Raw genomic sequence first — 13,138 nt, 5'->3', positions numbered from 1 at the left:
CGTGTCACTTGATAACCTGAATGATGAAGAAAAAAATATCCTCTTGCAATTGTCATACTTCGATTTGCCGGAAGGGCGGTATAAGGGACTGACTGTCGAAGAAATCTGGCAAAAAGTGAAACGGATTCCCGATAACGGGGGCGATGCAAGGAGAGAAGCATTGGAGGAGTATTTCCATTCTGACCGCTTTGAGGATTCCAGCCTGGCCAATGTGACGTTAAATGGTTATCAAAATAACAACCCCAATATGGGCGGCAGGTCGGAGTCCGGCTTTGTCGGCTATGCTTGGGGAGACGGAGATGGGAACGCAGCGGCTGTGTTTAGAGGCAGTGAAAACCCGCTTGATTGGGAGCACTTCAAGACGGACTGGGTATCGAATGGCTCTGCTGGAATCGGGAACGAGATCCAACAGCAGGAAGAAGCCGACCGATTTTATCAACAGTTTATCCACCAAGCTGTGGGTGAAAAATATGTTTTCGGCCATTCAAAAGGCGGAAATCTGGCATCCTATGTATTTGTCCACAATTTAGACGATGGCTTGAGCGGCTATGTCATTAATGGGGCTCCGATCTTCTGGCCGGCATTGACCCGCAGGCAGCAGGACGCTTTGAAGGGTGAGCGGTTTGATTTTATTGCCTATGAGGGGGATTTTGTCCATGATTTAGGCTTTGCCCCCTATGTGGATAAAGTGGTGGAGATTAATAAAAATTTCTACTTAGACCCATTTTATCCACATTATGAAACGAGTGTTGAATTTATAAACGGCCGCTTTGAAAAGGTCAGGCCGGGGGGGATTCATTCTCCTGGCCATCTTATGGGAGAAATCATCAGATTTGAGCTTGTCTATGTGATTCATGGGGCACGGGAAATCTATCAAGCTGCGCTTGCTCTGCGTGATGCGGCCTTGGTGGTGATCCAAGCATCCTGGAAGGGAATGAAGGAAGCGGCTGAGCAGGTAATCGATGGCTGTGTGGCAGTCTATAAGGGATTAAAGAATGTCACCTCGAAGGTTATTCATGATGTCAGAAATGTCTTTTCCAAGCTCCAACAAAGGGTGAACCTGGTTTTAAAGCGGAACGGCCATGCCCTTTTCGGGGGGCACATAACAGTGGAGCCATATATCCAGGTCAATCTTCACCGTTTGGCATACTATGCCCACCGTCTGCAAGCGATTAAGCGGCTGACAGCTGACATTAATGACCGGATTGATTCGTTGTATATGGAAGTCGGGATTATGGGGTTTGATAATTTATTGAAGGCTGATATTTTGACGACCTTCCATTTTACGCTCAATCAAAATATCAATTATTTGAATACGGCTCTTAGTCTTTTGGATGGTGCAGAGTCTAAATTATTGGCCAAAGCAAGGGCTTTGCATTAACCAGTTGGGGGGACGGCATGGAGAAGGAATTGCAAATCAAGATTAATAGTTTAATTGTCGATATTGCTGCGATTGCCAGGGAACTGGAGGAAATTTCGGAAGGAATCGGCAAGGAGTTCAAAGGAATCGGTGCCGCCAAGAGCGCTTCAAGCCTCCAAATGGCGGCCAATAAGTATCAAAGTGTGATTAACGAGCTAAGAAAGATTTAAATTTTTGGAAGAACTTTAAAGGAGGTGATATCAATGGCAAGATCGATTACAGTAGATCCAGCGAAATTAGAGACTGCATCCGCAAAGATTGACCAGCAGGCAGCTGATTATGAAAGAATCTACAAACAGCTTTTCAGTGAAGTCAACGCGATGAAGGCTGCTTGGGCTGGGCAGGACAATGTCGCTTACACGACCCAAATTGAGGGCTTCCAGGATGATTTGCAAAAGATGACCCAATTAATGAAGCAGTATTCGGAGTTCTTGAAAGTAAGTGCGAAGACCTACCGCGATACACAAGGCGAAGTCGTAAACGCTGCGAAACGTTTAACAAATTAATCGATAACGAGTGAGGTGACATAAGGTGGCTGTTGAAGGAATCAAAATATCTCTTAATGAGGTCTCGAGCACGGCAAATCAAATCCGTACATTAAACAACAATTTGGCTGCAAGGCTTGATGACATTAAGCGTGAAATGAATGCATTGGCAAGCACTTGGAATTCTGATGCATCGAACACAATTAGAAGCAATTTTAATGCACTTCAACCAAAGTTTGAGAGTTTCCGAGAGGTCGTAAATAGCTACGCTGCGTTCCTGGACCAAACTGTGAATTCTTATAATCAAGCTGAGGATGCGATCAATAATAATGCGAGCGCATTTAAATAACGAGTGCTGGCTATTTGGGCTCTCCCTTTTCGCGAACGAGGGAGAGTCCGGCATAGCCGCCTAACTTTTGAACGAAAAATGGGCAGTGTGACGCCTTTAATGGAGACGATGCGAAATGATCAAACATCTTAATCTTAAAACAGAGAGCTATGGGATTTCGAGGTTCTTTTTTTATCAGGTGCCGGCTGATGCGGAAATCGACAGTGATTCGCTAGAGTCCTTAACCAATCAACAGGTCTTGGGAATATTGCCCTGTGCCGTCTTAAAAAAAGAAGACGAGATGTACATCCGTTATGATGAACTATCTGATTTTACGGTCGGAAGGCTGTTTTCCCGGCTGCTTAAAAAGGAACATCTCGCAGCCTATCTAGTAAACTTGGCAGACTGCTTAACCGATTTGCAGAAGAACCCAGCAATAAAGCTTGACCATATTTTGCTTGATAAAAACTATATTTTTCTTGATCACTTTTCAAATAGATTAGTTTTTATCTATGTTCCGATAAAGAATGATGTTTTTGAAAAGGTATCAATGAAAGAATTTTTCCGGGACTTGGTTGCGGCTGCTCCCTACGATGAGCAGGGTGATTTATCATTTTTCATCAAACTCCATAATTATTTATCAAGTGAGTCAGAAATGGATTTATTGGACTTTAAGGAACATCTTGCAGCGTTTTCTGCGGCGGCGGATAAGGGCGTTGCCGCAGAAGCGGCGGTGGAACAACTCTCCTTTAAGGCAGCTGCTGCTGATGATTCCCAGTCCCATTTTTACAGTCCCGGGAAGGGATCGGCCGAAGCGGCAGCATCGTATGAACATGGTGTGTTGACCTCGGAGTACAAAAGCCGCATGGCTGACAAGAAAAAAGGACAAAAATTGGAAATTGAAGAAGAGGTGCAATATAAACGGATTACCCGCACGGAGCTTGGCGAGGGGGACTCGCTGTTAAAGGGGGCATCCTCGATTGGCGGGGCATCGATTAATATTGTTCCGAATCACGGCAGCTTTCACGAAGATAATGGCGGCACCACGGTGTTAGATGCTTTTCATGGGGTTCAGGAGGAAGGAACGACTGTGTTGGGAGCGGGAGCAGCCAGCTTGGAAATGCCTAAACCTTTTTTGCTGCTTGGCGCCTCCAGTGAAAAAGTCGTGATTGAAAAAGGGGTGTTTAAGCTGGGCAGGGACCCGGAGCAGGCGGATTATGTGTCGGAAAATCGGGCAGTCGGACGCGTCCACGCAGAAGTGGTCATGGAAGGCGGGGATTATTACTTTATCGACAAACACTCCACCAATGGCAGTTTCCTAAACGGAAAAAAACTCCAGCCTAACCAAAAAAATAAGCTTAAACATCAAGACAAAATCAGGATTGCCAACGAAGAAATGGTCTTTAAGCTGTTTTGATCCTGCATTGTTTCTATTTAAAGGCAGGCCCCGTAAAAGGGCCGCCTTTTTTTAGATAGAAAGTTTTAAAGTTTTAACTTTGAGAATTGGCTAGCGCAAGCACCCTCTATTGCTTCTTATTTTTGATCTACAAGAGGCCTGCCGGCGTTTTCCTTGCTTTGTTTTTTGTACTGATACATTTCTTGGTCTGCCAGTTCAAGAATTTCTTCCAGGGTGGCAGTGGTTCCTGGTGTGTACTCGTAAAGGCCATGGCTGACAGAGATGGGGTATGGCTTTTGGATAGTTTGGAAGGCCAAGTTGATGATTTGCCAAATCTGTTCGACGTCCCTAAGGTGTTTTTTGAAAAAGATGACGATAAATTCATCTCCGCCCAAACGAAACAGGATGTCAGTTTGACAGATATTTTGGTTTATCGTGGTGCAGCAAGTTTTAATTAAATCATCACCAGCCGGATGCCCGTATTGGTCGTTCACCATTTTTAAATTGTTGATATCAATGTAGCACAGGACAAATCCTTGCGAAGGCAAATCGCCCTCTATTTCTTTTTGCAGGAGTTCGAGACCGCTTCGGCGGTTTCTGACTCCTGTCAGCATATCAATCGTGGCATGTTCCAGCAGTTCTTGCTCTTTTTCCTTCATGGCGGTGATGTCCATTGTATCAATGAGGATGCACGTATCATCTAGGTAATCGACCAATTCAAAATGCAGCATCGACCATTTTGTTTTTTTCGGTGCCATTTGCTGCTCGGTTATATAATTTTTGATGCTCTTTTCCTTTAAAAGCCTGTTCACGATGCTTTCCATTTCCTCAGGCTGTGTAAATAGGAAACTGCCCGGATGAGAGGAGAATATCGTTTTTTCATCTAAATGGTAGTAATGGATGGCCTGCTGATTGATCAGCAAAATCTCACCATCGATTTTTGCTAAAATTAGCGGAGAAGGGTTCATATGAAACAACCTTCGAAAGCTATTCTCGTTACGCTGCAGCTTCTGCCTGATAGAAAATTCACTTCGGCGATAGCGTTGGAAGGATAGTGCGATGGTATAGGATATGACTACACAGCCAGTGGAATTTACCAGCTTTACGGTATAGGCCAGGTCAACGGGGTGGACGAGGCTGATTCCAATGATGAAAAATAGATGGGCTGCTAGAAAATGGCTAAACAGGTATTTGGGCCGAATCGGAAATATAACAGCAACAGCAAATACGATGATTAAATAAGCATAGATATTCCCCGTAAAGTCCTGACTGTTAATGGAAGCGATTACCCCTAAGGATAAATACAGAAAAATATAGGTATGGATGATCAACTCGTTCGGCGGCTTTTTATAGCGGCTGTATAGGGACAACAGGAGCAGAGAGGAGACAAGCCCGGTTAAATGGATGACAGAAAGCACCCAACGATAGGCTGGATGTTGAAGATTGGATAAAATAAAAAAATCGAAAATGAAAAAGGCTGGATAAGTGATGACCAACATAAATGATACATATCGTAATCTTTCAAAAGAAACCTTGGCATTATAAAGCAGAAACCCCGCATCAACTGAATCAGGCCTTTTAACAAAATCCTTCAAGAAAGACATAAAAAATCATCCTTTACTACTTATCCCAAGTAGTCTAGCACAACAAGACTGAACCTGTCATTATGGAATCCTGCAAAAAAATGCAGAAGAGTACACTCCTACTATAATTTAACAGATTACTAGCTTTTTTACCATATAATTCTAGTTTGATAGGTTTGTGGGGCCTGTCCCCCGGTGCTTTAAAGTGTTAACGGGGTGGGGGACTGTCCCTCTAGCTTCTTTATTTCAAATGAGATCAGTTCGTCGCTGTCGGAGTAGCGGCATTCAAAATGTTTTGGTTCGGAGTTGGGATCTAGGATTTCCTCCAGAAACAATGGGATGTTGCTGACGACTTCCTGGCTTTGTAATATCCAGTCGATTGTTTTCCATTCGAGTTTTCCTTCTGGGGAATCGATAAGAGTGCCTTCAAAGTTTCTTCCTACATAGACATATATGTGATCGATGCCATCCAGGGAGATGATGCCTCTATAGGAGAGATCGGATACCTGCAACCCCGTTTCTTCGAATACCTCTCTTTTGCAGCAGTGGGCCGGAGTCTCATCTGGTTCAATTTTTCCGCCGACGCCGTTCCACTTTCCTTTGTTGGGCTCCTTTGCCCGTAATAACATTAATATTTCCTCTGCTTTTACTAGAAAACAAAGTGTGTATTCCAACACGATTCACACCTTTTCTGCCATTTTTTTATAGATAAGTATAGGTCAGTTTTTTCCATGTGTCACTAGTTTATGGATATTTCTGGGGAAATAAGTCGAAAACTGCTGCAGGAAACGTGGATTTCACGAGTTATGGAGAAAAGAGGATGGCCATTTTTTTACCTACGAATGGCCTTAAAGGAATGTTTTTTATAGTACTTTTTGGGCTGGAATAAGGCCGTGATCGTGGGTCCTTCGGTTCAAATTGTATAAAATGACTGCAGTTTGGTTGACCGTTTGTTTTAAATTCATATATTATGACTTCGAGATTTACGATTTGTAAAGGAGACATAATAAAAAATGAATGTATTAGTAGTAAAAGCAAATAATCGTCCTGCTTCGGAAGCAGTTTCAAGCAAGATGTACGAAACTTTTATGGAAAACTTAGGAACGGTACATGTATCGACATATGATGTATTTGCTGAAGATATGCCATACTTCGGGCAAGACCTATTCAATGCGTTTGCGAAGGTCCAAGCAGGAGATAAATTGTCGGAGCTGGAACAACGAATTTTAGCGGCCAAACAAAAGGCCATGGATGCATTGGCTGCCGCTGATATCGTTGTTTTTGCATTCCCACTGTGGAATTTAACCATCCCTGCCAAATTGCAAACCTTTATCGACTATGTATATCAAGCTGGATTCACATTCAAATATGATGAAAATGGCCAATTAATGGGCCTAATGCCTGACAAAAAAGCAATCATATTAAGCGCGAGGGGCGGCATTTATTCCACCCCGGAAACAGAGCCGCTGGAAATGTCCGTAAACTATATCAAAAACGTCGTTGGCGGTATCTTTGGAATGGAAATTATAGATGAAGTCATTATAGAAGGACATAACGCAGCACCTGACCAGGCGGATGAAATCATTGCGAAGGGATTGGCCAAAGCAGCAGAAACAGCCAAAAGACTTTCTGCCGCACCTATTTAGTGAAGTGCTGGGGCCTGTCCCCCGGCGCTTTAAATTAGTAACGCAATGGGGGACAGGCCCCAAAAAGGCCCCAAAAAGAATGCAGGAGCAAGGTAATTAGCCGAGGGAATCCCTCGGTTTTTTGCTTTGTTTGGGGTTTGTGACTAAATTGTCACGTTGGGTTGTGTTAGTTCGATGGTTGGAGGGGGATGCTGGTGTTTACAGCGATTATGGGGCCGTCTGGCTCTGGTAAGACGATGTTGATGAATGTGCTGTCAACGATTGATAAAATTTCCGGCGGCGAAGTATGGCTGGAAGGGCAGTCACTGCTGGATTTAAATAATCGGGAACTAAGAAGATTCCGCCAGGAACATATGGGGTTTATTTTTCAAGATTATAACCTCTTGGACACGCTGACTATAAAGGAAAATATTCTGCTTCCGCTCTCGCTGCGCAGATTTCCGACAGCAGAAATGGAACAGCGGTTACAGCCTATTGTCATGGCCCTAAATATTGAAGACATACTGGAAAAATATCCGACAGAAGTATCGGGCGGGCAAAAGCAGCGTGCGGCTTCCGCTCGTGCCATTATTACCAAACCAGCGATTGTGTTTGCCGACGAGCCGACAGGAGCGCTTGATTCTCGTTCCGCTGCCCAATTGTGGAGCAGCTGGGAGAATTATATCAAGCCTTCCAAACCATCATCCTGATGATTACCCATGATCCCGATGCGGCTCAGTCCTCTCAAACTCGGCAAACACCTGATCAAACTGAGTGACCTCCACCACCTCGTACAGCCACTTAGACAAAGTGCCAGCCGCCATCCTTCTAATCTTCTCATCATCCTCTACAATCATAACCCGGAACATCTAATCACCTTCTATTGCGGGGACAGTCCCCCACTGCTTTAAACTATTAACGGAACGGGGGACAGTCCCCCGCTTTAATGCCATCATAAGCGATAGGAAGGTCTGGGGATTTTAATTTTTCTCCATTTTTTTCATAATGAAAACAGTTTTAGATTGGTTATATTATATTCAAACGTATGATTTTTCACAGCTGATGGCCGACTTCTTGTTTAGGGCTGGCTTCCATTACAAACTATTGGGGATCTATTTCGGGCTTTATTTTCATACATAATATATTGTTTGTTCTTTCAGAGGGGGACTGCTGGTGATTGAGGATTCTATCAAAAGGTTAATGCTAAAACCCGATCCGAATTCAGTTGATGACTCGGGAACGGATAAGGACTTTTATTCGCTCATTTTTCAAAATTACCCAGATGCCATTTTTACGATGGATACGGAAGGGAATTTTATCAGTATTAATGAAAAAGTGGAAGATATTATTGGATATAAACCAGAAGAATTGACTGGAAACTTCCACCATTTATTTAACGAAGAGCAATTAGCTAAAGTACTTTGCCATTTTGAGAATGCGATAAAGGGAGAGCCGCAAAACTTCCACTGTGAGGTTATTCATAAACAGGGACATGGCGTCCACATCTATATAACGGCGATCCCCCTCAAAGTTGATGGAGAAGTCATTGGACTATATTGTTTTGCCAAGAATCTAACGGATTTATATGAAAAAGAAGCCGAATTGCTAAAAATCACCAACAGTTTGAATTTAGCCCAAGAAGTAGCCAGGATTGGCAGCTGGGATTATGATACAGAGACCGGGTACGTCTATTGCTCAGATTCGTTGGTTAACATTTTTGGGCTAAACCTAAAGCATCAGCAGGTTCCTACTTTTGAAATGCTTCTTCAAATGGTTTGTCCGGAGGATCGGGACAGAATTGACTTTCATTTCAACCGTGCCAAACAGACGGGTGCTGATCTGGATTTGGAATTTAAGTTTCGCCGTCCTGATGATTCGATTATTACCCTTCATTCGCGAGGCGTGGCTAAAAAGGACTCTGATGGAAAGATCCATCGAATTATTGGAGTGTTATATGATATTTCGGAACAAGTATTCATCGAAAACCGATTAAGAGATACGGAGCAGAGATTTAAAACCATTGCTGAGAATATTGATGCGGGCTTATGGTCCCAGGATGTATTGGAAAATAAAATCATATTTTGTTCCCCTGGGTTAATGAAGCTTACGGGATATTCAACGGAAATATTTTTAGCAGGACTAAAAAATTGGCAGGATATTATCCATCCCGATGATCTTCAAACATACTGGAAAAATCAGGAAAAACTTTTGGGCGGAGAGAGAATCCATCACCAATATCGGATCCTGCATGCCGATGGAGAAGTGATTTGGGTTGAGGATAAGACGTTTCCTGTATTAAATTCAGAGGGACAATTAATTAGGCTGGATGGCATAGTCCAGGACATCAGCGACCGAAAACGCAACGAAGAGAAAATGAATTTTTACGCTTTTCACGATTACTTGACCGAATTGCCTAACCGTAGAATGTTTGATAAAAAGCTAAAAGAATTCATTTTAAACAATCAAGATGAAAAGAATAAAATTTCCTTGTTTTACTTGGATTTGGACCGGTTTAAATTTGTCAATGATACGTTAGGGCATGAGGTTGGCGACAAACTGCTCTGTGAGGTTTCAAAACGACTTTGCTCGTTAGCAGATCACCATTGTGTTTTTAGAATGGGCGGGGATGAATTCACCATTATTCACCGGAAAATCAGAGATAGAGACCCTGTTCCTTTTGGAAGGAAAATCATAAAGGAAATTGAAAAGCCGTTCCTGATTGAGGGGTATGAGATTTACATTACAACCAGTATTGGGATCAGTATGTATCCTGACAACGGGAAAACGATCAAAGATTTGATTACATGTTCAGACACAGCCTTATATCGCGCCAAAGAATTAGGAAAAAATAATGTGCAGCTTTTTACCAAATCGTTAAAGATCGAAGCCTATAACCAATATAACTTGGAAAATGACTTACGAAGAGCCATTCAAAGGGAGGAGTTTACTCTCCATTATCAGCCTAAAGTAAATGCAATGACAGGTGAGATCGTTGGAGCAGAAGCCCTTATCCGCTGGAATCATCCTCATTTGGGGCTGGTGTCCCCTGCAGAGTTTATTCCCTTAGCGGAGGAAACCGGGTTGATAAATGAGATCAGCAGGTGGGTCACGATAAAGGTATGCAAGCAGCTAAGGGAGTGGAGAAGGCGAGGATATCCTCTTATTCCGATTTCCATAAACCTCTCGGTAAAAGCTTTGATGAAAGCGGACCTTGTTCGAAAAGTCCGGGAGTGTTTAAGAGCCTACAAGATTCCACCGAGGCTTATTGAGATTGAAATTACCGAAGACATTTTAATTAAAACGGGCAGTGCAGCATTATTAACCATTCAACAATTACGGGAAATAGGCATCAGGATTGCGATTGATGACTTTGGAACAGGCTATTCTTCGATCGGATATTTGAAAAAAATCAAAGTGGATACGATAAAAATCGATCGTTCCTATATACAACATATCCATGAAAATAGTGAAGATTCAGCCATTGTCCAAGCGATCATCCTGCTCGCAAAAGGATTGGATCTCGACATTGTCGCAGAAGGCGTCGAAACAGAAAAACAATGGAAAACCCTAAAACGTCTAAACTGCGACTACCTCCAAGGCTACCTATTCAGCAAACCAGTCCCGCCCAAACAATTCATCCAACTCCTGGTGGACAAACTGGGAGCACTGCCGCTTTAACTGGGGCCAGTCCCCCGCTCAATTAAAGCGTTACTGCAGTGGTGAAGCTGTTGCAGTGGATTTTATGGTTTGTGATGGGGATAATGAATAGTGAAGTAATAGGCAGGAGGATTATTGATGAATTTATCAGGGAATACGATATTGATAACGGGCGGCGCGTCCGGTATTGGGCTGGCGTTTGCGGAGCGGTTTTTAGAGAGAGGGAATGAGGTCATTGTTGTGGGACGGCGTCTGGAGAGGCTGAATGAGGTAAAGGAAAAGTTTCCGCAGCTGCATGTCCGCACTTGTGATGTGTCTAAGGCGGATGATCGGAAGAGCTTAGTTGAATGGGTGACAAGCGAGTTTCCAAAGCTGAACGTTTTGGTCAATAATGCGGGAATCCAGCAGCGGGTAAACTTGCTGCGTGCCGAAAAGGATTGGGACTATTATCAAAATGAAATTGCTATCAATGTAGAGGGACCTATTCACTTGTCGATGCTATTGATTCCGCACCTCAAGCAACAAAGCAAAGCGGCCATCATGAATGTATCTTCCGGTTTAGCGATTATGCCGGGAGTCTGGGTCCCCATTTACAGCTCCACGAAAGCAGCGATTCATTCATTTTCTACTTCTTTAAGGCACCAGCTGGCTGGCACGAGCATTGAGGTGATCGAGGTTTTCCCGCCTGCCGTTAATACCGATTTGGGCGGCGTTGGACTGCATACCTTTGGAGCTCCATTGGACCACTTTGCCGACTCGATTTTTAAGGGTCTGAAAGCGAATCAACTGGAAATTGGCTATGGAGGCACTGAGGAGAGGCTGAATGCATCAAGAGCAGAAATCGCCGAAGGGACCAAGCGAGCATGGGAAGGCTTTTTGAAAAACAATCCTGATTTTTAAGAGCAAAAGAGATAGCGGCCGCTATCTCTTTTTTTGCAAAAAGATCCTTTGCTTCCCCGCTATCCGGCAATTCTTTTATTATACATACTATTCCGAAAATTATTTTTAATTTATAATAGAGAAATAGAATAGAGGGATTGGGGACCAGCATATGAAAAAATGGAAGCTTGCGTTCTTGATTATGGCCAGTTTTTTGCTTGTCTTTGTTATTGTAACCGTATTCAGGACGGTGACCGTAAAATCCAAACAGCCTGCACCTAAACCGACACAAGCGGTTATTTACGAGGATGCTGCTGTCGCGCATTTGTCAGAAGCCATCACCTACAAAACCATTTCTTATCAAGACCGCAGCAAGTTTGACTTTCGTGAGTTCGAACGGTTCATCGCCTTTTTGCAAAAAAGCTATCCAACGGTCCACCGGCAGCTGGAGCTTGAAAGAATCAATGATTATGCGCTCGTTTATAAATGGACAGGAACCAATTCTGCTAAAAAGCCAATCGGTTTGACGAGCCATTATGATGTGGTTCCTGTTTTAACAGGAACCGAATCCAACTGGGAGCAGGACCCTTTCAGCGGCGCGGTTGACAACGGAAAGATTTGGGGGAGGGGCACACTGGATGACAAAATTGGCGTGCTTGGCATTTTAGAAGCAGCTGAGCAGCTGCTAAAGGAGGGCTTTGCTCCAAATCGGGACATCTATCTCATGTTTGGTTTTGATGAAGAAATTGGCGGCGACGAGGGGGCGAACGCCGTGGCTAAAACGTTAAGAGACCGGGGGATTGAATTTGAATTTGTGCTGGATGAAGGCGGGGCGATTGTGGAAAACATGGTACCAGGAGTCGTTCAGCCTGTGGGAGTCGTGGGGATCTCTGAGAAGGGATCCGCAACTGCTGAACTTTCCATTGAAGGGAGCGGCGGCCATTCTTCCCAGCCAAAAGACCATACCAACATAGGAAGAATCTCATCAGCCATTGCGAAGCTGGAAGAAACCCAGTTTAAAGGAGATCTCAGAGGTCCTGGGGAGGATTTATTCCAATTCACAGCACCGGAAATGAGCTTTGGCATGAAGTATGTTTTCGCCAACAAATTCATTTTTGAACCAATCATTGAAAAAATATTATTGGCCGAGCCGGCATCTGCAGCCTTAATCCGAACCACCATTGCACCGACCATTTTCCAGGCTGGCGAGCAATATAATGCGCTGCCTGAAAAAGCGGCAGCTATCATCAATCTCCGTTTAATGCCGGGAGATTCATTGGAAGAAGTAAAGGCCTCCATCGAGGACATCATAGAGGATCAGGATATTCAAGTAACTTTGACAGGAAGTGAAGCCACAAAGGTTTCTTCCATAGATGGGTGGGAATTTAAAGCCGTGCAGCAGGCGGCCAGAAACGTGTATGGCCAGGCTGTCATCGCGCCATATCTCATGTTCGCCGGCTCAGATGCCAAGCATTATGATGCAGTTTCGGAGAATACCTACCGGTTCCTTCCAGTCCAAATCAATGCAGAGGATCTGAACCGGATGCATGGAACAAACGAACGGGTCTCGATTGACAACTATATCAAGGCAATCAAGTTTTATTATGAAATCATGAAGGGGGTTTAAAACCCAGTAGCTGCAGCAGATAAATAGTAAGCTGCTTAGGCTGAAGGGGGACAAATGCGATTGATTGTAAAATTTTTGCTAGGGTTGATAGGCGCGTAAATGGATACTGTCTTGTATTTGAGGAGTTTAAGGGGAGGC

Annotated in this window: 14 protein-coding genes; 11 read left to right on the top strand and 3 right to left on the bottom strand. The window is 43.7% G+C overall.

Translation table 11 applies throughout. The features are described from left to right. Nucleotide 1 precedes the first annotated feature (1 nt). The 5 genes from NFS43_RS00510 (at nucleotide 2) to NFS43_RS00490 (ending at nucleotide 3,650) form a co-directional block, all read left to right on the top strand. A complete protein-coding gene (locus NFS43_RS00510) occupies nucleotides 2–1,381 on the top strand; it encodes an Mbeg1-like protein (RefSeq protein ID WP_251548759.1) in 1,380 nt (459 codons plus the stop codon). Between the two features lie 17 nt (nucleotides 1,382–1,398). Next, nucleotides 1,399–1,590 (top strand): hypothetical protein, encoded by a 192-nt coding sequence (locus tag NFS43_RS00505; protein WP_251548757.1) that lies wholly within the window; start codon nucleotides 1,399–1,401, stop codon nucleotides 1,588–1,590. A gap of 33 nt (nucleotides 1,591–1,623) precedes the next feature. Further along, nucleotides 1,624–1,926: a WXG100 family type VII secretion target gene (locus NFS43_RS00500; protein ID WP_251548755.1), complete on the top strand. Its 303-nt coding sequence runs from the start codon at nucleotides 1,624–1,626 to the stop codon at nucleotides 1,924–1,926. A gap of 25 nt (nucleotides 1,927–1,951) precedes the next feature. Next, on the top strand, nucleotides 1,952–2,254 hold the full coding sequence (locus tag NFS43_RS00495; protein WP_251548753.1) for a pore-forming ESAT-6 family protein: 303 nt from the start codon (nucleotides 1,952–1,954) through the stop codon (nucleotides 2,252–2,254). 115 nt (nucleotides 2,255–2,369) lie between these two features. Then, nucleotides 2,370–3,650, top strand: a complete 1,281-nt coding sequence (locus tag NFS43_RS00490) for an FHA domain-containing protein (RefSeq protein WP_251548751.1) — start codon at nucleotides 2,370–2,372, stop codon at nucleotides 3,648–3,650. Nucleotides 3,651–3,766: 116 nt separating this feature from the next. Here NFS43_RS00490 and NFS43_RS00485 read toward each other — a convergent pair whose 3' ends face one another. Together NFS43_RS00485 and NFS43_RS00480 are read right to left on the bottom strand one after the other, a co-directional pair. Beyond that, nucleotides 3,767–5,233, bottom strand: coding sequence for a sensor domain-containing diguanylate cyclase (locus NFS43_RS00485; RefSeq protein WP_251548749.1), 1,467 nt, complete (start codon nucleotides 5,231–5,233; stop codon nucleotides 3,767–3,769). Nucleotides 5,234–5,412: 179 nt separating this feature from the next. After that, nucleotides 5,413–5,886 carry an NUDIX hydrolase gene (locus NFS43_RS00480; RefSeq protein WP_277613884.1) on the bottom strand — a complete coding sequence of 158 codons (474 nt, stop codon included), beginning with the start codon at nucleotides 5,884–5,886 and terminating at the stop codon, nucleotides 5,413–5,415. 339 nt (nucleotides 5,887–6,225) lie between these two features. On the opposite strand from NFS43_RS00480, the gene NFS43_RS00475 reads away from it, so the two are divergent. Continuing rightward, nucleotides 6,226–6,858 (top strand): FMN-dependent NADH-azoreductase, encoded by a 633-nt coding sequence (locus tag NFS43_RS00475; protein ID WP_251548747.1) that lies wholly within the window; start codon nucleotides 6,226–6,228, stop codon nucleotides 6,856–6,858. Nucleotides 6,859–7,052: 194 nt separating this feature from the next. Beyond that, nucleotides 7,053–7,547, top strand: coding sequence for an ABC transporter ATP-binding protein (locus NFS43_RS00470; protein ID WP_251548746.1), 495 nt, complete (start codon nucleotides 7,053–7,055; stop codon nucleotides 7,545–7,547). Between the two features lie 3 nt (nucleotides 7,548–7,550). Here NFS43_RS00470 and NFS43_RS00465 read toward each other — a convergent pair whose 3' ends face one another. Then, nucleotides 7,551–7,706, bottom strand: coding sequence for a response regulator (locus tag NFS43_RS00465; protein ID WP_251548744.1), 156 nt, complete (start codon nucleotides 7,704–7,706; stop codon nucleotides 7,551–7,553). Between the two features lie 136 nt (nucleotides 7,707–7,842). Here NFS43_RS00465 and NFS43_RS24330 point away from each other — a divergent pair, with 136 nt between their 5' ends. From NFS43_RS24330 to NFS43_RS00450, 4 genes are all read left to right on the top strand, one after another. Further along, nucleotides 7,843–7,977 (top strand): hypothetical protein, encoded by a 135-nt coding sequence (locus tag NFS43_RS24330; RefSeq protein ID WP_277613883.1) that lies wholly within the window; start codon nucleotides 7,843–7,845, stop codon nucleotides 7,975–7,977. Nucleotides 7,978–8,010: 33 nt separating this feature from the next. Further along, nucleotides 8,011–10,515: a sensor domain-containing protein gene (locus NFS43_RS00460; protein WP_251548741.1), complete on the top strand. Its 2,505-nt coding sequence runs from the start codon at nucleotides 8,011–8,013 to the stop codon at nucleotides 10,513–10,515. Between the two features lie 117 nt (nucleotides 10,516–10,632). Beyond that, nucleotides 10,633–11,394: an SDR family oxidoreductase gene (locus NFS43_RS00455; RefSeq protein ID WP_251548739.1), complete on the top strand. Its 762-nt coding sequence runs from the start codon at nucleotides 10,633–10,635 to the stop codon at nucleotides 11,392–11,394. Between the two features lie 151 nt (nucleotides 11,395–11,545). Continuing rightward, nucleotides 11,546–13,000 (top strand): M20 family peptidase, encoded by a 1,455-nt coding sequence (locus tag NFS43_RS00450; protein ID WP_251548737.1) that lies wholly within the window; start codon nucleotides 11,546–11,548, stop codon nucleotides 12,998–13,000. The last annotated feature ends 138 nt before the right edge of the window (nucleotides 13,001–13,138 follow it).

Source organism: Neobacillus muris, assembly GCF_943193175.1.
GTDB lineage: Bacteria > Bacillota > Bacilli > Bacillales > Cytobacillaceae > Neobacillus > Neobacillus muris.
This window is presented reverse-complemented; position numbering and strand designations above follow the sequence as displayed.